Below are 23,733 nucleotides of genomic sequence, written 5' to 3'. Positions count from 1 at the left end.
TTAATGCTATATTAACGGGTTCTATAATTCAGTACCATAATCAAAGTATTGATATATCTATAATTTAACGTTTATGGTACTTTGGAAATTCAATAATAATTTCAAAATAATGTAAAATAGCCCTAAATTACAAGAATGGTAAATAAAAGTAGTGAAAAAATAAACTATAGTAAACCATTGAAAAATCAAGAGGAAAACCTAAAAACTACTGAAAGTAATCTAAAAGAAACTAAAAGAATACCAATGAACACTTTTGGGCTACCATCTGAATTTAAAGAGATTTTATCTTTAACAGGGGATCTGAAAGAGATGTTAGGTTGGTATAGAAAACAAACTAACACAAACATAATTGAGCTCCCAGAGCTTAATATAAACAACCCTAAATTAAGTGGAGAAGTAGTTACTAGAAGTTTCAAAATGTATAAAGAAATAGCAGAAGAATTTTCAAAGTTTGCGGAAAATAGAAAGGAAACACAGAAAGATCTTATTTCACTTGCATTAGTGGAGTTTATAAATAAATATAAATGATAATTTGATAAGAGATGGTTACATATTATTAAACTTGAAATTATAGGTAATTCATAGTAGAATTAAAATATATAAAATTACAAAAAAACGAAATAATAATACAATTATTTGCAAATAAAAAGTAATCAGGGTTTATATATATCCAAAAAATAAAACAACTCTTGAATATCAAAAGTTTGGACGACTTCATTCAAGAGTTTCATAAAACCTGATAACTTCCCAAATAGGAAAGTTATATCTTTAAATATTTAATTTATATACTTAGTTTAATATATCTTTTACAAATAGTCAAGATATGTATAGGTTAAATAAAGTTAGCACCGAAGGTGATAATTAATTGGTATAATGCAGCACTCTTATTTGGGTTACAGTAAAATAGGAGGGCTTTTTTATGTTGGCCGAGAAAATACACATTGAGGGCTTAAGTGAGATTATAAGAAATCTAACTATAGTACCAATAGATGCTGTGGTTAATAGTTCAGAGGTATCACAAGCACAAATGCAAATAGATCTTTTACATAAGAATGATGATGGATACATAACTATAGCCCTTAAAAAGGATAGTACATGGATACAGCATCACTACAAAGTGGACGAGCTTAAAGAAAATATAGGCAAGGTTATAGGGGTAAATGATGCAAATATATATGTAAGTCCCAATAGTTTTTATAAACCTATGAGACGTATAGAAAATATAAGAAAATTAAATTCACTATTTATAGATTTAGATTATTACACATTAAAAGAATACAAAGGGTTAAGTTCAGAGCAAATTATATGGCTACTAGAGAAGGATTATTTTAAGAAGTCTGTTCCACCGCCTAGTTTTATAGTTATTTCAGGTCAAGGGATAGTTATTTATTGGCTTATAGAGCCAGTACCATATATGGCTCTTCCTCTTTGGAACGCAGTACAAAAATTCTTTTTAGAGAAGCTAAAAGAAATAGGTGCTGATTTTAAATCAATTGATGCAGCCAGAGTATCGAGGCTAACAGGTACTATCAACCAAAAAAACGGACGAGCTACAGAATTAGTAGTTTTTAATGAAGAGACATATTCGCTTAGAGGTATTCAAGAGAATTATCTTCCAGAGCTAACTGACTATGTTAAAAATCCAAGTGTAAAAAAACGTGGAAGAAAATCAAAGGTTGTAAAATTATTCAATCTTTATAGTCTTCACCATGCAAGACTTACAGACATCGTCGCGATTCAGAACTTTAGAAAAGGATGCTGTAGAGACGAAAAAGGAGAGCTAGTAGAAAAAAGTCAAAGAGAGCTTATGTGCTTTTTATATAGATACTGGGCCTGTTGTTTTACGAGTGACCTTAATAAGGCGTTAGAGGACACTTTAGAATTTAACAAGGGATTTATATGCCCACTACCTGAGAGTGAAGTTAGAAGTCAAACTAGACAAGCAGAAAAGGCATACAAGGCTTGGATTGAGAATGAATTTGATTCACGGCCTAAAAAAGATATAGAACAATTAAAAATTGAGATTAAAGAAAATGAAAAGAAAAATAGATCTGGATGGAACTGAAACGTCGGATAATAGTGTAACCTGGATTCTTTTTTTCTTTCCTGCTGGAAGGTATTTAAATGGGGGTTGTACTATGTTATATGTGAATTTAGAACGAAACTGGAAGCTTAGTATCAGTGGTAGTATAAATAATTTTTTAACTGATATTTCGGAGAATAATACTTTTTCTCTTTTATTTAAGTGCTGGTCTAGGGATAAATTTGAAGATGTAGACGGAAAGTTTCAGTATGTTAAAAGAATTACTGATGAAAGAGTTGATGTAGATAAGGAGCTATTAGATGATATTAAAAGGGTGTTTGAAGAGAGATTTTATAAAAAGATAGAAAAAGAAAAGGCTAAAACTATAGAGCGAATTAAAAAGCAGAAAGTGGAATCAGCTACAAATAAGCAGATGAAGTATGCAGGGAAGCTTTACAAAAAGGTTTATGGAGAAGTAAAGGGGTTTGATGATAAAGAATATAGTAAGCATGAGATGGTATTGATAATAGGGGATTTGGCGGATAGATTAGATAATATAGAGCAAGAGAATTGTGACGAGTGTGAAGTTATAGAGTTGAGTGATTTTAGAAAGTAATATAGCGCGTTTAAAATTACACCAAATGTAGTTTAGGGTATGGGTTTTGCCCTAAACTACGTTTGGTAGTAAGGAAAGGGTTAAAATAGTCGTGTATACACCAAGGCATATATATTCCTAATACAGTAATAATACTGAAAGAAAAGGTGGAAATATGGATTATGATAAAGTACTAGAAAAGGTCGATTACTTACAAAGCGCAATGATATCATTTGCTACAAATGATACTTGTGATAATGAGGAATACAAACAGTATAGAATAGATATTATAAAGGAAGTTACGTTAGATCAATTGCTACCTTCAATATTGAAGAAATATAGAAAATATGGAGAGTTTTGGACTTTTATAAAAAATAAATTCTCACATTATGAAGAAAGACGAGTTTTCATTCATGAAGAGTTTAGTCCGTTAATTGCTTTTTTAGAAACAAGTAAAATATCACCAGCAGATACTGTTATTTCGATAACAATTGAAAATTTGGGGCAAGGTTATGTTACTGAAGAATGGAATAAAGCATTGCTAAGAAGAAGTATAGATCCAAAAGGAGCTATTACGATATCAAGAACTTTATTGGAATCGCAAAGCTACTATTATAATTTATTCACCTCTGCTTTAGGAATAATACAAATGACGTCAAAATAGACTTTCACGACATTTGCTCTGATTTGCTTGTTGATTATACTGAGATAAAACAAGTTAGAAAAATTGTAAGTGTTCAATTTTCAATCATAAAAAAAGATAAGGCTCGAAGTGAAATTGCTGCAACCTGTGTTGTTCCCATTTTTTTAAATGATAATAACATAAGTTTAGTTAGGCAAGTGATTAAGCAGGAGCTTACAGATTTAGAAGTTCAGCGCATACAAGCCGATTTAAACTCGATTGGCATGGAATACATAGAGAAACGTATACCCGTTTCAAAGTTCGATACAGTGCATTTAAGAGCATTTTAAGGGGGCGTATCTTTTTTGAGTATACAAATTTAACTAGAATTTAATTAATCACTTAACTATTATATTTAATAATGTGCTGAAAGCATTGGTTCTTATAGAATTTGGTTTTAGTTAATCATGTTGTTAAGGTTAATTAAATTTAACTAGGGGGACGTTTCTAAGATTCATAAATTTTTTATGTGAAATGTAAAACGGTTCTATAAGAGATGGGAAAATGGCTATAATTTATAAAACCTTGAAATTTTAGGTAATACAATGTAAAATTAAATCAAATCAAATTACAATAAACACAGAAAATACAATTATTTACAACAAAGGAGATAATCTGAGGTTATATGCAAAAAATAAAATAACTCTTGAATATCAAAAGTTTGGCGACTTCATTCAAGAGTTTTCATAAAACCGATATCTTCCCCAAATAAGAGAATTATATCTTTAAATGTTTTATTTTATTTATATATTTAGTTTAATATAATTGGTTACAATAGTCAATATGTGTGTAGATTAAATAAAGTAATTAATAGGTATAATTCGGCACTCTTTATTTGGGTTACAAAAGAATAGGAGGGCTTTTTTATGTTGGCAGAAAAAAAATACATTGATGCTGTAAGTGAGATTATAAGAAATTTAACTACAATCTCATTAGAAGAAGTAGTTAATAGTTCACAAGTATCACAGGCACAAATGCAAATAGATCTTTTACATAAAAATGATGATGGATACGTAACTATAGCAGTTAAAAAATATAGTACATGGATACAGCATCACTATAAAGTGGACGAGCTTAAAGAAAATATATGCAAGGTTATAGGTGTAAATGATGCAAATATATATTTAAGTCCCAATAGTTTTTATAAACCTATGAGACGTATAGAAAACATAAGAAAATTAAATTCACTATTTATAGATCTAGATTATTACACATTAAAAGAATACAAAGGGTTAAGTTCAGAGCAAATTATATGGCTACTAGAGAAGGATTATTTTAAGAAATCTGTTCCACCGCCTAGTTTTATAGTTATTTCAGGCCAAGGGATAGTTATTTATTGGCTTATAGAGCCAGTACCATATATGGCTCTTCCTCTTTGGAATGCAGTACAAAAGTTCTTTTTAGAGAAACTAAAAGAATTAGGTGCTGATTCTAAATCAATTGATGCAGCTAGAGTATCGAGGCTAACAGGTACTATCAATCAAAAGAATGGACAAGCAACTGAAATATTAGTTTTTAACGAGGAAAGATATACGCTTCGCGATATTCAAGAGAATTATCTTCCAGAGCTAACTGACTATGTTAAAAATCCAAGTGTAAAAAAACGTGGAAGAAAATCAAAGGTTGTAAAATTATTCAATCTTTATAGTCTTCACCATGCAAGACTTACAGACATCGTCGCGATTCAGAACTTTAGAAAAGGATACTGTAGAGATGAAAAAGGAGAACTAGTAGAAAAAAGTCAAAGAGAGCTTATGTGCTTTTTATATAGATACTGGGCCTGTTGTTTTACGAGCGACCTCAATAAGGCGTTAGAGGACACTTTAGAATTTAATAAGGGATTTATATGTCCGTTACCTGAAAGTGAAGTTAAAAGCCAAACTAGACAAGCAGAAAAGGCATATGAGGCATGGGGCGAAAACAATTTTGGGGCTATCCCAAAAGAAGATGATCAACAATTAAAAATTGATTTTGAAGAGAGTACGGTTAAAAAGAAAAATAGAACTGGATATAAATATAAAGGATATAACTATAAAAACACAACACTTATAGGGCTTTTAAACATTATTGAAGATGAGATGAATCTTCTTAAGACTATTATTAATACGAAAGAAGTTAAGAGAAGAAATAATGAGAATCATAAGGTTAAGCGGCGAGATGAAGAGGGATTAACGAAAAAACAACTAGAAAAATTAAATAAGATAATAGCAGTAAAAGAATTAAAAGATAAAGGGTTAAGTCAAAGTGAAATTGCTAAAGGGTTAAATATATCAATAGCTACAGTTAAAAGATATTATAAGAAAATAAAGGAAAATTTTCAAAAAAGTTTGGTATCAAAAAACGTCCGCTAATATTATGGGTGTAACCTGGTTCCTTTTTTTTTTTTCTTGCTGGGGGTCTTACTATGTTATATGTGAATTTAGAACGAACATGGAAGCTTAGTATCAGTGGTAGTATAATAATTTTTTAACTGATATTTCTGAGAATAATACTTTTTCTATTTTATTTAAGTACTGGTCTAGGGATAAATTTGAAGAGGTAGAAGGAAAGCTTCAGTATGTTAAAAGAATTACTGATGAAAGATTTTATGTAGATGAAGAGTTTTTAGATGATATTAAAAGGGTGTTTGAAGAGAGATTTTATAAAAAGACAGAAAAAGAAAAGGCTAAAACTATAGAGCAAATTAAAAAGCAGAAAGTGGAACCAGCTACAGCTAAGCAGATGAAGTATGCGAGGAAGATTTACAAAAAGGTTGGAGAAACAAAGGGATTTGATGATAAGGAATATAGTAAGCATGAGATGGATTTGATAATTGGGGATTTGGTGGATAACATGGAGCAAGAGGATTGTGAAAAGTGTGAAGTTATAGAATTGAGTAACTTTAGAAAGTAGTATAGAGGTGTACGGATATTAAGGAGTTATTAGCAGATACATTTTTGTATTCAGTTAATAAACAAAATACTTTAGATTTATTTAACAGATGTGTTAATATACCTAATGTATTATTAAAAAAAATAAAATTAACTCAAACAGTTAAAGGTGTATTAACGAAATGGGAATTAATTATAGGTACTACACATCATTACATAAAGTCAGGGAATTTAAAATTATTTGAGTTTTCAGATAGAGAGCCAATAGCTGAATGTATATGTTATGAGATAGTTTGTTTATTAGGTTTTAATGTTACAGCGTATAACCTGAAAAAAGTTACGTTAAATAATATATCACCACTTGAATGGAAGTATATAAATTTTTTAGGCGAGTATAAATTTAATTTAAATCAAAATGGAAATTTAAAGGAGCTAAATCTTTAAATAAAATACCCCCAATCATAGTTTTATTATCCTACGATTGGGGGTATTTTTACAATGTCCGTATTTAGTGGTTCAGTTCACTTTAAGGGGAGCATATCAGAGTCCGGTCTATAGGGGGTAGGGCTCGCAATTTGTGCAAAAGTACCGTTAAGGAAACTTGATTAACATTTAAGTAAATATTTAGTAAATATAGCGGGTTCCCTAAAAATTCTAATGTAATAAAATACACTAAATATTACATTGTTAAATATATCGTTACCTATTGATACATCTAAGCTTCAGTTAATTTTTATAACGAAGCTTTTTTTCTTTTGCATTTTTATGTAATGTTTAATACTATATAAGTAGTAAATATTACATAGAACAAAAGAGAAAGTGAGTGGAAAAATTTGATAGTAGAACCTATACGAGATAAAAAGAAAATAAATGATTTACTTATATTTTTAAAAGGTAAAATTGATAGAGACTGGCTGTTATGTAAATTTCAATTGAATACTGGATTAAGAATTGGTGATGTAGTTAAAGTTAAAGTTTCTGACATATTCAATGAGAATATAAAATTTAAAGAATATTTCACATTAAATGAGCAGAAGACTGGTAAAGAAAAGAAAATAAAATTGAATAAAGAAATAAAATGTGCGTTAAAAAATTACATTATAGACTCTAAACTTACACTTAATGAGTATATATTTATTAGTAAAAAAGGTGGTCATATAAGTACTGTACAAGCATATAGGATATTAAAAAATGCTGCTAATTCATTAGGGATAGAGAATTTTGGAACACATTCTTTAAGGAAAAGTTGGGGGTATTGGACATATAAGGCGAGCAGTTACAATATTGGTCTCATAATGGATACATTTAACCACAGTAACCAAACTATTACTTTAAAGTATATAGGAATAAATCAAGAGCAAAAGGATGAACTATATTCTATAGTTCAATTCTAGAAAGGATTTTATTATGTACTTAAACAGAAGAGAATTATTAACAACTAACCAAAGAGCTGAATTAATGAAGATTTCAGATAATATAACAGAAAAGGAACTAGTGTTAGCGGTAAACTAAAAGGGTGATATTTCGGCAAACAAAAAAGGAGAATAATTTCCAGTTAAGTACAATAATAATTCCTTCTCTGATACAATTAGAGATATATTTGAGTAGTCACGGAAACTAATATGTAAAACTTAATTATGTATAGAGTCATTATAGTGCTATAAATTTTATGTTCAGAGAGCAGTTAGGAATAAAAATAGGTATAGCAAACAAGCCTACACGATGCAGGAATTTTCAGAAAAAAGTACTTAATTGTCAAACAGCTACTCTAATAAATTTAAAATACTAAAACCTGAAACTTTAAGTCTTGCATCTAGATGAATATTAATTCCAGCAATCATAGTCATAAATGAATAACGTTTTTTACCATGTATTCGTAAAGTATGAATTTTATAATCATTTAGAATACGATTGTTTATACGTTCTGAGCAGGTTCTAGTTTTATAAATAGTTTTCCATTGTTTTGAGCCGCGAGGCACAGGAGTAAACAACCGCAAATCCCATGATGGTTTAGTGTAGATTACTCGCCCATAAGGTGAAGGTGAGCACTGTTCACAGCAAGAGCAACTAGCAACCTTTTTTAAAACTAAAGGGCAACGCCATTTAAGGCGTGAACGACTTTTTTCATAACCGTTATAGACCATTTCATGGCCACCAATACAGATAGGAAATCCTTTTTCATTAATATCTAGAGTAACTGGATATTTTGAATTTCCTTTGTTTTTGGAGTTCAGATCAATAAAGGGATTAATGTTCCATTTAGAACATAATTCATATGTAGGGTAGTTATCATTAGCTGAGTCAAGAACATAATTTGATATAGTGAACTGCGGTAACAGTTCTCTAAATTCAGCTAATGCTACTATTCCAGTGACACTGTCGTGTCTGCTTGCCTCTACAAATCGTAGATAAATAGGTAGATCTATCTTATATTTTTTATTATAGACAGATAAAGCATAGAGAGTGTAGCCATAAAACCAACGATTTTCATGGCTGTCCCAACCCCAATTAGCATTTATGTCAGAAAGTCTACGAGGGCATTTGCAATCGTAAATTCCATTTTCACGGCAGTCACAAACTTTAGAACCATAGTAAGAAGACTTACAGTGAACACAAGTACCATCGCCGCCAACTGTAAGGTTATCTTTTTCTATTAAGTTAAGATTAAAAGAGGGTTCTACAGCAACTAATGAGAATATTTTTTGAAGCAGCCTTTCGGCTCTTAGGGAAAATGAGCGACCAGCTTCAAAAAAATCTGAAATTCTCTTAACAACACCAGTTTTTTTATTAGGAAGCTTTTTATTTTTCCCGGGTGCCTTAATTTTAGAGGGTTTCTTCTTATACGAATATATTTTTTTTAGGTTTACCCTGTCGGTAGACAGATTTGAAAGCCATAATCTAGAGATAAAATCATAATGAGCACCAAGTGATGGGACATTATTTTTAGTGCAGCCTATACAGGTTGCAAGTAACTCACAGGCATGAATCTTTTTAACCCAGTTGGTAATGCTTGTTTCCTTTTGAAAAAGCATTAAAGAAAATGAACGAAATATCTCAGGTTGAAGAGTTGCAGGTCTACCAATATTAGAATAATAAGGTTTTAATATCTCTCTAAGAATATCTAAGTCTAAGCAATACAACTTAGAGATAGAAGGTTCAAGTTCTATAATTTTTTTAGGAAAAGCTTTGTAGAAACATGAGAGATTTAAAATAATAAATTGCTGATAATCAGCATGAGAGCTCCAATTTTTAAGCATAAAATAATCCTCCTATTAAAACATGTCTTTAAGAGGAGGACCGCAAAATTTTACAGGCTTGTCAAGTGTTTTATGCAAAAAAAGTGGGGGAATCAACAAAAATTAATGATACTAAAAATGAGTAATCACAGGAGCTAAGGAGTTTCCGTGAAAGCTCTATTTTACAGAGGGGGAATTTAAAATTGAAAGGATGGAATATGTTTAGTGAAATAAAACAATATAAAGCACTTGGATTTAATAAATCACAGGTTGAAAGAGCTCTAAATATAAATTACAAAACAGTTCAAAAGTATTGGGACATGGATCCTGGTGAATATGCTAAAGTCACTATTCAATCGAAGAATAGACATAAAAAAATTGATATCTACAAAGATGATATTTTAGAATGGATTACTGATTTCAGAGATATGTCAGCAGCACAAGTACTTGATTGGATAAAGGAAAGATATGGTGATGTAAAATTTAAAGAAAGGTCTTTAAGGCTTTATATTAGTAATTTAAGGAAAGAATACAATCTGCCTAAGGCTTCGCCAATAAGACAATTTGAGGAAGTACATGAACTTCCCATGGGCTACCAAGCTCAGGTTGATATGGGTCAAATATGGCTCAAAAGATTAAATGGAAACAAAGTAAAAGTGTATTGCTTTGCAATGGTTTTATCACATTCAAGGTATAAATACATACTTTGGACAGACAAACCATTTACTACCGCCTCTTTTATTGATGCTCATAATCGAGCTTTTGAATATCTTGGTGGTATGCCTATTGAAATAGTGTATGACCAAGATCGTGTGCTTGCAGTAGCCGAGAATTCTGGAGACATTATTTATACCGAAGGTTTTCAAAATTATATTAATACTATGAAATATAAAGTTAGGCTTTGTAGAGGTTTTGATCCTCAAAGTAAGGGGAAAATAGAATCTGTGGTAAAATACTCAAAATATAACTTTGCTATAAACAGAGTATTTATAGATGTTGATTCCTTTAATGAAGACTCATTCAAATGGCTAGATAGAACAGGCAATGGTAAAAAACATGAAATAACGAAAAAAATACCGGCAGAAGTGTTTGCTCTCGAAAAGAAACACTTGCTACCAGTACCTGAACTCTTTGAAAAAAATTCATCTAATACTAGTTTAACTTATGCTGTACGAAAAAACAATGTAATTTTGTATAAACAGAACAGGTATCAAGTGCCCAAAGGAACTTATAGCCCAGGTAAAGAACTTAAATTAATGATAAAAGGCTCCAAAATGAATATAGTTGATTTTGATACAGGTGTATTAATAGCAAGTCATCAAGTAAGTACAAGGCAGGGTGAACTTATAAAAATAATTCATCCCGAAAGGGATATTCACAGTTCTATTGACCAAGTTTATGAAAGATTGTTTTTTGCTCTCGGTAAAACTGAAAATGCAAAAATGCTACTAGATGGCATAAAACGTGAAAAACCAAGATACTGCAAAGATCAATTTGGTTCAATACTAAATATAGTACATTCATATGAAGCTTCGCTAATAGAACAAGCATTTAATTATTGTGTTATACGAAACTTGTGGAGTGCTGGAATGTTTAAAGAAACCCTTGAATATCTTGCGATACAGGATATTGCAAAAGTTGATAAAAAATCTGTAATTGACAAGTTATCTATACCATCAAAGTATAGAGGGTTAAAACCGGAAGTAAGAAGTATAAGTGACTATATTAATGCTTTGAAGGAGGACAAGCAATCATGGAGAAATTAGAATTAATCAAAGAGTATGCCAAAAATCTTAAGCTAAACTATTTAAATGTAGATGCAGATAAAATTATTGAAAAAGGTGAGTTAGGTAATGTTTCCTATCAAGACTTTCTATTATCAATACTTAAAAATGAGGTTGTTTTGAAAGATCAGAAAACACAAGAAAAAAGACTTAAATATGCTGACTTTCCAGTTAAAAAGACAATGGAGGAATTTGATTTTCTATTTCAAAAATCAATAACAAAGAAACAAATAAACAGACTCATGGAAATGGAATGGATAGATAGGATGTATAATCTTATATTTTTAGGCCCACCGGGCGTTGGGAAGTCTCACACAGCTATTGCCTTGGGTTATAAAGCCGTTGAGGCAGGTTATAAGGTAAGTTTTGTAACTATGGATAATCTGATGCATGTTTTGAAAACTCAGCAGATATCAAGAAAAAGCAAAGGTAAACTAAATAGAATCCTTTCTTCAAGCCTCGTTATAATTGATGAGGTCGGATATCTTCCTATAACTAGAGATGAGGCTAATTTGTTCTTTCAATTAATATCATCCCTTCATGAACAGGCATCACTAATTATAACTTCTAACAAAGGATTCGAAGAATGGGTAGAGCTTTTAGGAGACCCAGCATTAACAACAGCTGTATTAGATAGAATATCTTATAGGTGCGAACTTTTTAACATGATTGGAAAGAGCTATAGGTTGGAGCACAGAAAATCTATATTTTAGCAGTTAAATGGGAAAAATATACTGGGATAAATTCAGTAAAATAGTTTGCCGAAATTTCTCCAAAAGTACTTGCCAATAACAACTAGTTTATCACTATACTTTAAGTTTTGAGGATATTGATATAATAAGTACTTATAGGCTTGATTATAATAAACTTGGGTTTGCATTACAATTAACTATTTTAAGACAATCGGGATGGCCATTGGTTGAATTCACAAATATACCTATGAAAATAGTACATTATGTTGCTAATCAATTAGATTTGGATTCAAAGGATTTTTATAAATATTTTAATAGAAAAAATACTAAATATGAGCATTTAGAAACTATTTGTAGATTATTTAATTATAAAAAATATGATAAAAACACAGAAATTTTTTTATTTGAGGAACTCTTACAAATAACTCAAAGTGAAACTAATTCTTTTAAGCTTGTAAACTATGCCCTTGATATATTAAGAAAAAACAGAGTAGTAATTCCTTCAATAAGAAGTATTGAACAAATAGTTTGGCAAGCTAAAGAGAATATTCAAGATTCTATTTTTAATTTAATAAATAATTCAGTAACTATGGCAAACAAACAGCAATTAGATAATTTAGTAACAGTTCAAGAGGGAGATATAAAAACTAAATTATCATGGTTACGTGAAGTACCAGGCAAGTCATCGTCAAAAACTTTTAATGCAATTGCTGATAGAATTGAATACATTCGTAGTCTAGAGTTAGAAAATATTGATTTAAGGAATATCCATAATAATAAAATTGAAGAATTATGTAAATTGGGTTCAAAATATGAAGCTTATGATTTTAAAAGGTTTGATGCTAAAAAAAGATATTCTATTCTTTCAATATATTTAATTCTATTTTGTGAAAAGCTTATAGATCAAGCGATTCAAATACATGATATTCAAGTACAAGACATTCAATCATTTGGTAAAAAAGAGCAAGAAAATCTTATTAAAAAAAATGGAAAAAAAGCAAATTTAGGTCTTCACAATTATGTGGAGCTTGGAAATTTGATAATTAAAACTAAAGAAGAAGGGCAAACTTCAGTTGATTTTAAGAATATCGAAAATATCATGCCCTGGGAAGCATTTGTACATTCAATAGCCGAAATTACTAGACCTAAAGAATATAACACTTTAGATTTAATAGCTAAAAAGTATAGTAATCTTAGAAGGTATACTCCTAGATTATTAAAGGTGCTTGAATTTAAAGCATCTAAGTCAGGAACCCCTATATTAAAAGCATTAGAAACTATAAAAGAAGTTAATAATACAAGCAAAAGAAAGATACCAAATGATGCTCCTTTAGATTTTGTAACTAGTCAATGGGAAGAATATGTTTATGACCAAGAGGGAAATATAGATAAAAAATATTATGAATTAGCAGCATTTACTGAACTTAAAAATGCCATTCGTTCTGGAGATATATCTATTATCGGAAGTAAGCAGCATATTCCATTTGAAGAATATCTTATGAATGAATCAGAATGGCTAAAATACAAAGAAGAAAGTATTGATTTTAAAGTACCTTTAGATGTTGAAGAATACTTAACTGATAGATTGGCCCTATTAAATAACAAATTAAAATACGTATCTGATAATATAAAAAAACTTAAAGGTGTATCAATAGAAAATAATAAATTTGTATTATCAAAATTAGAGAAAGCAGTTCCAGATGAGGCAAAAAAAATATCTGCTAAAATTTACAATTTAATGCCTAGAGTAAATTTATCAGATATATTAATAGATACTTGCAAACATACAATGTTTGATTTAAAGTTAATACATACTTCAACTAATAAAGAACCTAAAGATACTGAAAGAAGTTGTATAATAGCGACTCTTATGGGGCTTGGTGCTAATATAGGTCTCAAAAAAATGGAACAAGCAGTAAAAGGATTAACATATAAACAGATGAGCAATGTTGCTAATTGGAGAATGAGCGATGATAATTTAGATAAAGCTATGGCAGAGATTATTAACTGTCAGCATAAGCAACCTTACGCTAGATATTGGGGTGATGGTACTACTTCATCATCTGATGGTGTAAGGGTTATAACAGGTGTTGAAACTTTAAATGCATCTTATAATCCACATTATGGATTTGAAAAAGGCGTAACTATGTATTCAGCTGTAAGTGACCAATATTCTAGATTTGGAGTTGGAGTTATAAATACAAATTCAAGGGATGCAATTCATGTAGTTGATATACTTCTCAATCATAATACAGAGCTTGAAATTGAAGAACACTATACTGATACCGCGGGATATACAGACCAAGTATTTGGATTAACTCAATTGCTTGGGTTTAGATTTGCACCAAGACTTAGAGATATATCAGATTGCAAATTATATTATATTGAAAAAAAAGAAGAGTTTAAAAATATCCAATCAGTTATAAAAGGTAAGATAAATATTAATATTATAAAAGAGAACTTTGATGATATATTGAAACTTGCCCATTCAATAAAACAAGGTAAAGTATCAGCATCATTGATAATGAGTAAATTAGGCTCCTATTCAAGACAAAATAGTTTAGCGAAGGCATTAAGTGAAATTGGAAAGATAGAAAAAACAATTTTCATATTAGATTATCTTTCGGATGAGAATTTCAGAAGAAAAATCAATACTGGATTAAATAAAGGTGAAGCGATAAATGCTTTGGCTAGAGCTTTATTTTTTGGAAAGCACGGAATGCTTTATGAGAAAGATATTCAAGGACAAGTACAAAGAGCTACTGCCCTCAGCATGATTATAAATTCAATAACTCTTTGGAATACATTATATTTACCTAAAGCTATTGAGAAACTAAAAGAAACAGAAGAAGTTAATGAATTGTATATGAAGCATATTTCTCCTTTAGGATGGGAACATATAAATTTTATTGGACAGTATAATTTTGATGATAATTGTGATTATGATTTAGTAAATAATATGAGACCATTAAAATCAATCTAATAAAAAACAGTTACCTATTTCAATTAAATTGAATTTATGGTAACTGTTTTTCCTTGATGGCACTTTTGCACAAATTGCGAGCACTACCCCTATAGGTACCAGTATATTACGTAATATATACTTTTTTTGCGCATAAAATGTTTCCTCTATATTTTATAAATATAAATATTTAAATAAATACCAGCTATGATTTACTCTTGTTTTAAAAGAATTACTGTGATGAAACCCACTAATAAATACTCGGTTAAGAGTTAAAATTCCATTAGATATATTTGTCCATCTTACATTCGGTGTAAATGCCATTTTATAACCTGCAGCATTTAGTGCTTTTAATGTATCTAAATTATAGCTTCCAAAAGGATAGGATATATATCTAACAGTTTTATTTAAAGTCTTTTCAATATACTCCTTGGATATTTTCAAAGGTTTTAGCTGAGCATCATAAGTGTATGCCCCTAGTTTGTCATGTAAATTAGTATGACTTTCTATATCTATTCCGTTCTTCTGAATTTCTTTTAGCTGCACTGAGGATAAAAACTGCTTACCCTTGTCCACATCACCTGTTATTACAAAAATGGTTGCTTTAAAATTATATTTTTTTAAAATAGGAAATGTATTAGTATAATTATCTACATAACCATCATCAAAGGTAATTAGAACTGATTTTTTAGGAACGATCTTGTTTTTAACCATAAAATCATATAATTCATCAGTACTTAAGTTAACCATATCATAAGTTATTAATCTTACGTTTTAACTATATCATATTAAAATCATTTACTTTAGCATGAAATTTCTTTGATGCTGTTTTCCATTTTGATTTAAAGTTTGGGTAGTTTTAACTTTTCCTCCAAAATGGTATATTAGGTAATGAGTATTTTAAATCAAGTCTCAAATTATGAGTTTATATGAGTCAGTAGTCTTCTTTAATTTCTAAGCTCAATTTTCATTATTTTGTTTATTCATACAAAGTGTTTTATTAGTAAATTCTAAGCCTTCTTCTTGATGAGATATAACAATCATGATATTAGCAATATCTCTTTCATTAAGTATTCCATGAATAACCTCTCTGGTTTCTTTATCCAGATTTGAAGTAGCTTCATCCAATATAATGATATCTTTTTTAGTTATAGTAGCTCTTAAAAATGCAATAATTTGAGTTTGCCCACCTGACATTCCTGTACCATTTTGACTAATTTCAGTTTCCAAACCTTTATCAAAACTGTCTATGTACTTTTCTAAGTTATATTCTTTAATTAAATTAATTATATCCTCTTTGTTTTTATCAACTTGTCCATATAAAATATTCTCCCAAACACTTCCTTTAAATAAAAATATACTTTGAGACACAACTCCTATTCTTTTTCTTATACTTTTTTTGTCTAACTTAGAATATTTCTTATCATTAATAAAGATTTCTCCTTCTGACGCGTCATATAAACCTAAAATGATTTTTATTAATGTAGATTTACCTGTGCCATTTTCTCCTTTTAAGAAAAGCTTATCCCCTTTATTAATGATAAAACTCAAATTATTAATAATGTTTTGTCCATTAGACTCATATTTAAAGCTTAAGTTTTTAATATTAATTGTTTGAATTGATTCATCTATTATGTCAGATCTATGGTCATTTTCATCTGTTAAATCTAAAAATTCTTGAAGTCTTTCAATGCTAACACATATTGGTTTTAGTGTCATTCCAAGATTAGCAAAAGCCATTGTACTCCCAAACACCCTACCCATATAGGTAGCAAAAGCTGTATATATTCCAATAGTTAGTTCACCTCTTAAAATTAGCAGCCCTGAAAATAACAATATTAGCACTGTAGCTAAATTATCTACTAAAGTAATATTCTCCATAAAAAGTAGAAATTGCTTGCTTTGCTTAATTCCGCTTTTTATCACAGCTTCCAGCTTGTTTTTAAATTTAATTAATTGAGTTTCTTTACCGTTTAGTATCTTTATTTCTTCTATACCATTTAAAACTTCGAAAGTTTCTCCACTTAAAATTGCTGCGTTTTCTAGTAATACTTTTGTACTATCAGTCAAGTGTTTTAATGAAGATTTGACTGTGTAATAATATATTGGGATTAAAAACAATACTACAATAGTTAACTTGTAATTTAAAGCAGACATCATTATAAGTGCAAATATCAAATCGAAAACGGTTAAAAAAGTACTTACAAATGTAGGAGAAAATAATGTTCCTATATTGGAACATTCATTAATTCGGCTTAATATATAACCTTTTTCAGTTTTAGATAAAAAACTCATAGGTAAATCAATTATTTTATCCATCAGTGACATTCTTATTTCATTTACAATAAAATTCTCGATTTTTATAAAAAGTTTTTTAGAATATAAGGATATCACATAGTTCAATATATAAAGTAAAGCCAAAATAGTTATGAATTTATATAAATTATTATAACTTCCACGCTTTAATAAAATATTATCTATTATATACCCTGTCAAATAGGGTATAGGTACATAAATACCTGAACAAATAATCATTCCTACGATACCACTCCAAAACCAAATCTTGCACTTTCTAATATATGGTTTTAATTTAAATAAGCTAGTATAGCTACCCATTTTTTTACCTCTTTTCAATGTTTAATATTATCCTATGAATTACAAACTCATCGTAACCTTCTATATTATGTTGTCATCATATACCATAATATATAATGAATTTATACCGTTTTTATTTCTTTACAGCCAAACAATAATTCACATTATTGTTTGGCTGTTATAGGATGTTCTTTATTTGAGTGATTATATTTTTTGAAAAATGTTTAATTAAGATAATGCTTAGAAGTGGCTATAATCCCATAGACTAAATTTTCATTTTTGCAATAATTTAGAATAAAACTATTCCGCTTCATCTTCACAAAATATTCTTAAAATGTATTCATAAAATAAATTTAAATCTTTGTAGCTAAATATTGTATAACCCAAATAAGCATATTCCTTAATTTCGCATTGAGTCGTTATAATTAAAGGAGCATCTGTACATATATCTTCTATATCTCTCTTAACTTTATATGTAAAATTATCAATCAGGAATATAGTTTTATCAGGATGTAAAGATACATTAATATCCTTAATTTTATCTGTATCTTCTATATGAATCCTTAATCCTAAAATAATAATATCGTAATCATAAACTTTATATAATGCTTCAAGTTTATCTTTTATTTCTGCAAAATTTCTTTCCTCACTTACAGGAATGTATTCCAACATATATAAAATACCTAATGGTTTTGTACATATACCTGCAGCATAGTATCCATCATCTCTAAATTTATCAATTAATATTTTTAATAATTCTACCAATTTACTATCTGTATAACCATAAACTATTATTAATGGCACATCGATCTTTTTTTTTGTTAAGCATCCTTCATAAAAATGATTTACTACTGAAGCATTCAAAAACTTTACATAGTCATTATTATGCTTAGCTTCAGAAATTTTATATTGGGGATCATCAATTATAGCAATAATGTTTTTTTGTTTTTTTTCAAATTGGTATATAAGTGGGTTCAACTTTTCATAATCATCTATTGTATTATAGAATAAAATTAATGTATCAAATTGGTCAACATTAATACAATTAAATAGTTTAAAAGTCTTAATTTTATTTGTATAAGAAAATTGAGGGATTTCTTTTTTTTTATTCATATTTATTAACGCAGCATTCCCAATCCAATCTATACTTTTAAAATTATTTACATTCAATGTATTATTTATATAATTAATTGAATGTTTATATAATTCTTCCTTTATTTTTTCTAAAGTTATATTTGGGAACTCGTTTATTATTTTACAAACTTTAGCAGTGATCATCGGTGCTGCATAGCTATTACAATTATTTATAATTTTTGATTTTAAGTTGTTCTTTAATACTTTATGCTCACTACAAGACGTTATTTCAATACCATCAATAGGATATATATTAAAAATATGTTCTCCTTCTTTTAAACTATCAATTTTACAACATTTTACACCAATTACATTAGTATAAGAGGCAGGATAAGTAAATATATCTTTATTATTGCATGCCGCCACAATAATAAGACCTTTGTTATATGCTTTATCAATTGTTTCTCTTATATGTTCAAAATCTTTATAATTTATAGTACCAACACTAAGATTAATAACTTGAACATCATTATATATACACCATTCAATAGCTTTTATAAGTTGCTCTGTTTTGCATTTATGACTTTTACGATTAAGTATTTTTATACTAGTAAGTACAATTTTAGGATAATATTTCATTATTATAGCAGCACAAATAGTGCCATGGCTAATAGTGCCATGGCTAATCTTACGTTTGCTAACATACTGTATTATTAAATCAGAAGTTATTTCTATACTATGTGCAATTTTATTTGTACCCAAGAGCCCATTACTAATTCCATCATCGACTACCGCAACACTTATCATTTAAATAGCCTCAATCTCTTTTTGTTGTAATGCTTTATTAATAATATAGATAATATTATCAATTGTATTAAATTTAATATTATCTATATCATCATCAGAAATAGTTATGTCAAATTCTTTTTCAACATCATCTAATAAACACATAAGATCTCTTGCCCTTAATGATAATTTATTACCTAGTAAATTATCATTAATATATATATCTTGCTTATTATTAAATAAATCTTCATCAAATCTATTTTTAAATATATTATTCAATTTTATATTTATATCATTATCCTTTGAAAAATTTTTCACAATAATTCCCTCCAATTAAATATTTTTAATATCACCATACTCTTGCAGATTACTAATTAAAAATTCACACATTTTTTTAGCATCGTCTGTATCTAAAGTATTATATACAGGTATATTTGAACTACTATACGTATTTTTCTTTTCATTAATAAAGTTATAGTCCATAGTAATATATTGTAATGATCCTGTTATCTGGCTTGCTTGAAGATTTAAAGATTCATTCCCAATATTATAACAATCAACACTATATCCAAATTTATATTTATTAGATTTTGATGTTGACTCAAAAAAATCTAATGGGACATTTCCATATGGTATACTAAGCACAGCAACATCTGGTGTAACAGCTTGTGAAATTTCATAAGCTAAAATCCCAAATTTATTTGTAAATTTATTATTAAAAGGGATTGTTCCACCAGGTATACCAATTATTATTACATCTGGTTTTTCCATAATTGATATACTCTTAATATAGTGATTAAATAAAGTTACTTTTTCTGATTCGGTAAAAGATTTACTGTACATAAATTGGGGAAATGAATAAAACCCCATTAGTTCACAATAATGACGTGTTCCTACCTGCGATACCTTATATCCCATTTCTTTTAAGTGTTTTCTTAAATTCAATTGTATTTCAAACTTATTCGTTCTTTCAGCCAAACCAACTACAAAAATTACAGGTGTATCAATTTGATAAATTTCTTCAGCTGGAGGACTAATAACTTTATCTAATTTATCTGTAAAATATTCAAAGGATTTATTATTTTCATGACAAATACGAGATATTTCATCAATCATTCTATTTTCAATTTCTATAGTGCATATTATATGTTTTGAATTTTCAGCCGCTTTAATTATTTTGGGATATATAACTTTATCTAAGTCTACTTTTTTACTGGGTGTATTAAAAAAAACTGCATCACAGTTTGATAATGCTTTATCAAAATCATTCTCTACAATTATACCTATAGGTTGTCCGTTATCAGCCTCCCCTGCATCTTTACCGACAAGTCCCCACCCATTTGGAGATATAACATGTGTAATAAGATAATTATTAATAAGATTATTATGCCTTATTAAGGGTACAGACTCTACATCAAACGGATATATCATTGTTTGGTACTTATTTTTCATTTTATTATCCTCATTTCAATTTAATTTTCAGATAGACGTCTTTTTCTATCTTCCTCAGAAAAGCTATGACCAAATTCTTTTAGAAAACAATAATCTTTAAGTGTTTCTTCTGTTGCTGATTTAAGATTTTTACAATATTCTTCTTTCAATTCCTTTGAAAATTCGTTTTTTGTATTATCTACTGAACATGCACATATACCACAAAATCTTATTGCCCAACAATTTTTACAATCATCTTCCTTTAGCTTACAAATATTTAGATTTTTTCTTATCTTATTTATATCAAAACCAGTATCTATATGACCTATTTTCATAATTTCAGAAGATTCACTAGCTTTCTCACATGGATAGAAAAATCCATCTACATTCATAAATAATCTCTGACAACCCGGAATACAAGTTCCAGAAGGATGTGCTTTTTCTGGTAGCGGTTTTTCTGGTAGCAGTTTTTTTGAAAATGCTGATATCTCATCATATATTGGTACTGCTATCTTAGAACAATTTTTAACATTCTTTTTTCTTATCAAGTAATAAAAAACTCTAAATACCTCATACTCATATTTTAAATAATAATCCTCATCCATTTCAATATGAGTTTTACTGTAATTATCGCTTATTATTGAGGCATTCAGTGGTATGTTTTTTACAGTATCATCATTAAGAAAAAATTTATCTATACAACAAAAATCATTTTGAGTGTCAATAACTGCATTAAATGAAATGTTATTAAGATAATCCGGAAATTTTTTTTCTATATTAATAACATTGCTAATTACTTTATCGAAACTTCCACTCTTATTTGAAGCAAATTTTCTATGAACATCGTGTATTTCTTTAGGACCATCTAGACTAATTGTTAATGATACATTATGTTTATAGAAAAATTCTATAATTTCATCAGTAAGAATTGATCCATTTGTAGTTAGGCTAAAGAACACATTTTTACAATCTGCTTCTTTCTCACAATACTCTATGCACTGTTTAATAAGATTAAACTCAAGAATGGGCTCCCCACCATAAAATGCTATATAGATTTCATCATTATTCTTCGAGTGATTAATAATAAAATCAATGCCTTTTAACGCTGTTGAAATATCCATTTTTTTATTTGCATGACCTCTATTCAAATAACCACCCGAAAAACCACAGTATTCACATCTTAAATTACACTGCTGAGTTACTTGCAAAATTAGCATTTTTACGTTATTTTCTAAATAGAAAGGTAGCACCTCATCAGCAGGATGAATTATCTCTTTTACTCTATTTGAAGATAAAAACCCTTCTTTACAAAGGTTACTTATTTCTTCTGATTCTATGTAATTATCATTACATTCTAAATGTTTTTTTATAATACCATATTGAGTATTACTAATATTTAAAATAGTATTTTTATTCACATCATACATGTAATATTTACCACTTGTTTTAAAAAGTTTAATAAACGGCTTATTATTCATATACCTCACCTCTACATTCAAAAAAATTTTTATTATAATACCATGTTGTGGATGAATTTTATGCAGAAAGAGTAGGATAAAGTTCTTTATCCTACTCTTTCTTAAATTAAAGTGTAATACTAGTGATTCGCTCTCATAAATCTATACTGAGTATTATTTGTTGTCTGATAAGCGTTAGACGCGTCACCACAAACACATAGAGCTAGACCTGAACAACCCCAAAAATCATATGCTTCAATAGTTTGAATATCTTTTTGCATTTTTTTTCCTAATACTTTCATTTTATAATCCTCCCCCGTAATAAAAAAATTTACAATATATATTAACATCCACTATTTCTCTCTAGAACTGAAATAAGGATTTTAATAACAAATATACAATTAACTTGTTGTAATGTTAAATCATATGATGATTGTCTTATTTTAGCTTATAATGTTCAATTTGTCAATAAAGTTGTCGCAATTTTTACTTTTGTTCTATTATTTATAATATTTTTATCCAAGCTATAATGCCTCTGGTATGGGTCAAATATTTGATGCCACTATGCATATGAATATGGTTATGCCAGTATACGAACTTTATTACCTACTTACGTGCGTCAAAAATATCGACAAATCCACTATTTCTCTCTAAAACTGAAATAAGTATTTTAATAACAAATATACAATTAAATTGTTATAATGTCAAATAATACGATGATTGTATTATTTTAGCTTATAATGTTCGATTTGTCAATAAAGTTGTCGCAATTTTTACTTTTAATCTTTATGACGATCCATTTTCAATATAAAGAAGTTCTTATTCCTTTATCGGCTTTAAAGATACATATTTGGGCAAATCTTAATTTCTGATTTCTCTACTCCATCTTTCAGGATGATTCTTTTTTGCCATTGAATACACTTTTGTTCTATTATCTATAATATCTTTATCCAAGCTGTAATGCCTCTTATATGGGTCAAATATTTGATGCCACTATGCATATGAATATGGTTATGCCAGTATACAAACTTTATTACCTACTTACGTGCGTCAAAAATATCGACAAATCCACTGTTAGGAAATGAAGGCACATACTTCATTGTTTTGAATATTGATTCTGGTTCTAGGCCACATTATGTAATTAATATCCCAAAATAGCTATATTGTTTTATTTATCAAGCAATTTTAATGTACTAATAATAAACTGAAGCATTACCAAATAAATTGAAACGTGCTTTTAATTCTTTTTCAAAGTATTCTTAATAATACTTTGCACTACTTTTAGTTAATTCATCATCCTTATTTATTATAGTTATTAGGTTATTTTACATTTTTTTTGTTGTTTCTTTCCTTATGAAGAAAATTTACAAATATGCTAAAATAAAGAGTTGCGGCGCAGCTGTAACTTATGGCGAAGCAAATTAATAGTGGTTTTATTAGTTGCTTACTTAAACAGAGGATAATGTTAACTATGTTGGGGTAAGGCAACATAGCCATCAAGCTAAGGGAAGTCTATAAAAATAAAGCCCCCCATTTGTAAAAATGG

19 protein-coding genes and 1 pseudogene are annotated in these 23,733 nt (G+C 28.7%); 12 read left to right on the top strand and 8 right to left on the bottom strand.

Going from position 1 to position 23,733, the window contains the following annotated elements; all coding sequences use genetic code 11:
• The first annotated feature begins 135 nt into the window (after window positions 1-135).
• The 9 genes from ACWJKS_RS19300 to ACWJKS_RS19260 all read left to right on the top strand — a co-directional run bounded on the left by ACWJKS_RS19300 (window position 136) and on the right by ACWJKS_RS19260 (window position 7,564).
• A complete protein-coding gene (locus ACWJKS_RS19300; protein ID WP_462961141.1) occupies window positions 136-528 on the top strand; it encodes a hypothetical protein in 393 nt (130 codons plus the stop codon).
• A gap of 391 nt (window positions 529-919) precedes the next feature.
• Window positions 920-2,065 carry a DNA-binding response regulator gene (locus tag ACWJKS_RS19295; protein WP_462961140.1) on the top strand — a complete coding sequence of 382 codons (1,146 nt, stop codon included), beginning with the start codon at window positions 920-922 and terminating at the stop codon, window positions 2,063-2,065.
• Entirely contained in the window at window positions 2,034-2,639 is a 606-nt protein-coding gene (locus tag ACWJKS_RS19290; RefSeq protein WP_462961139.1) for a hypothetical protein, read from the top strand. The genes ACWJKS_RS19295 and ACWJKS_RS19290 overlap by 32 nt, the downstream gene beginning before the upstream one ends.
• A gap of 154 nt (window positions 2,640-2,793) precedes the next feature.
• Window positions 2,794-3,282 carry a hypothetical protein gene (locus tag ACWJKS_RS19285; protein ID WP_462961138.1) on the top strand — a complete coding sequence of 163 codons (489 nt, stop codon included), beginning with the start codon at window positions 2,794-2,796 and terminating at the stop codon, window positions 3,280-3,282.
• 23 nt (window positions 3,283-3,305) lie between these two features.
• Window positions 3,306-3,590 (top strand): hypothetical protein, encoded by a 285-nt coding sequence (locus ACWJKS_RS19280; RefSeq protein WP_462961137.1) that lies wholly within the window; start codon window positions 3,306-3,308, stop codon window positions 3,588-3,590.
• 576 nt (window positions 3,591-4,166) lie between these two features.
• The gene (locus ACWJKS_RS19275) at window positions 4,167-5,651 is read left to right on the top strand and encodes a DNA-binding response regulator (protein ID WP_462961136.1); all 1,485 of its coding nucleotides are present in this window, start codon (window positions 4,167-4,169) and stop codon (window positions 5,649-5,651) included.
• Between the two features lie 271 nt (window positions 5,652-5,922).
• Entirely contained in the window at window positions 5,923-6,192 is a 270-nt protein-coding gene (locus tag ACWJKS_RS19270; RefSeq protein ID WP_462961135.1) for a hypothetical protein, read from the top strand.
• Between the two features lie 44 nt (window positions 6,193-6,236).
• Complete coding sequence (locus tag ACWJKS_RS19265; RefSeq protein ID WP_462961154.1) at window positions 6,237-6,614, top strand: hypothetical protein; 378 nt, start codon at window positions 6,237-6,239, stop codon at window positions 6,612-6,614.
• Window positions 6,615-7,003: 389 nt separating this feature from the next.
• The gene (locus tag ACWJKS_RS19260) at window positions 7,004-7,564 is read left to right on the top strand and encodes a tyrosine-type recombinase/integrase (RefSeq protein WP_462961134.1); all 561 of its coding nucleotides are present in this window, start codon (window positions 7,004-7,006) and stop codon (window positions 7,562-7,564) included.
• A 369-nt stretch (window positions 7,565-7,933) separates the two neighbouring features.
• On the opposite strand, the gene ACWJKS_RS19255 is transcribed toward ACWJKS_RS19260, so the two are convergent.
• Window positions 7,934-9,427 carry a hypothetical protein gene (locus tag ACWJKS_RS19255; RefSeq protein WP_462959674.1) on the bottom strand — a complete coding sequence of 498 codons (1,494 nt, stop codon included), beginning with the start codon at window positions 9,425-9,427 and terminating at the stop codon, window positions 7,934-7,936.
• Window positions 9,428-9,609: 182 nt separating this feature from the next.
• Between ACWJKS_RS19255 and istA the strand changes: the two genes are divergently transcribed.
• From istA to ACWJKS_RS19240, 3 genes and pseudogenes are all read left to right on the top strand, one after another.
• Window positions 9,610-11,172 (top strand): IS21 family transposase, encoded by a 1,563-nt coding sequence (gene istA, locus ACWJKS_RS19250; protein WP_462960359.1) that lies wholly within the window; start codon window positions 9,610-9,612, stop codon window positions 11,170-11,172.
• A complete protein-coding gene (gene istB / locus ACWJKS_RS19245) occupies window positions 11,160-11,903 on the top strand; it encodes an IS21-like element helper ATPase IstB (protein WP_220320588.1) in 744 nt (247 codons plus the stop codon). The genes istA and istB overlap by 13 nt, the downstream gene beginning before the upstream one ends.
• Window positions 11,904-11,994: 91 nt before the next feature.
• Window positions 11,995-14,865, top strand: a pseudogene (locus tag ACWJKS_RS19240) (Tn3 family transposase); the annotation flags it as partial.
• A 153-nt stretch (window positions 14,866-15,018) separates the two neighbouring features.
• Here ACWJKS_RS19240 and ACWJKS_RS19235 read toward each other — a convergent pair.
• From ACWJKS_RS19235 to ACWJKS_RS19205, 7 genes are all read right to left on the bottom strand, one after another.
• On the bottom strand, window positions 15,019-15,594 hold the full coding sequence (locus tag ACWJKS_RS19235) for a polysaccharide deacetylase family protein (protein ID WP_462961133.1): 576 nt from the start codon (window positions 15,592-15,594) through the stop codon (window positions 15,019-15,021).
• 210 nt (window positions 15,595-15,804) lie between these two features.
• On the bottom strand, window positions 15,805-17,460 hold the full coding sequence (locus ACWJKS_RS19230; RefSeq protein ID WP_462961132.1) for an ABC transporter ATP-binding protein: 1,656 nt from the start codon (window positions 17,458-17,460) through the stop codon (window positions 15,805-15,807).
• Window positions 17,461-17,739: 279 nt separating this feature from the next.
• Window positions 17,740-19,320, bottom strand: a complete 1,581-nt coding sequence (locus tag ACWJKS_RS19225) for a S8 family serine peptidase (protein WP_462961131.1) — start codon at window positions 19,318-19,320, stop codon at window positions 17,740-17,742.
• On the bottom strand, window positions 19,321-19,617 hold the full coding sequence (locus ACWJKS_RS19220) for a peptide maturation system acyl carrier-related protein (protein ID WP_462961130.1): 297 nt from the start codon (window positions 19,615-19,617) through the stop codon (window positions 19,321-19,323).
• 15 nt (window positions 19,618-19,632) lie between these two features.
• On the bottom strand, window positions 19,633-20,751 hold the full coding sequence (locus tag ACWJKS_RS19215) for a TIGR04066 family peptide maturation system protein (protein ID WP_462961129.1): 1,119 nt from the start codon (window positions 20,749-20,751) through the stop codon (window positions 19,633-19,635).
• Window positions 20,752-20,771: 20 nt separating this feature from the next.
• Window positions 20,772-22,208 (bottom strand): Cys-rich peptide radical SAM maturase CcpM, encoded by a 1,437-nt coding sequence (gene ccpM, locus ACWJKS_RS19210; RefSeq protein WP_462961128.1) that lies wholly within the window; start codon window positions 22,206-22,208, stop codon window positions 20,772-20,774.
• Between the two features lie 119 nt (window positions 22,209-22,327).
• Window positions 22,328-22,489: a CLI_3235 family bacteriocin precursor gene (locus tag ACWJKS_RS19205; RefSeq protein ID WP_462961127.1), complete on the bottom strand. Its 162-nt coding sequence runs from the start codon at window positions 22,487-22,489 to the stop codon at window positions 22,328-22,330.
• Between the last annotated feature and the right edge of the window lie 1,244 nt (window positions 22,490-23,733).

Source organism: Clostridium sp. CM038, from assembly GCF_055081105.1.
The sequence above is the reverse complement of the archived record's forward strand: the minus strand, read 5'-3'. Positions and strand labels throughout refer to the sequence as shown.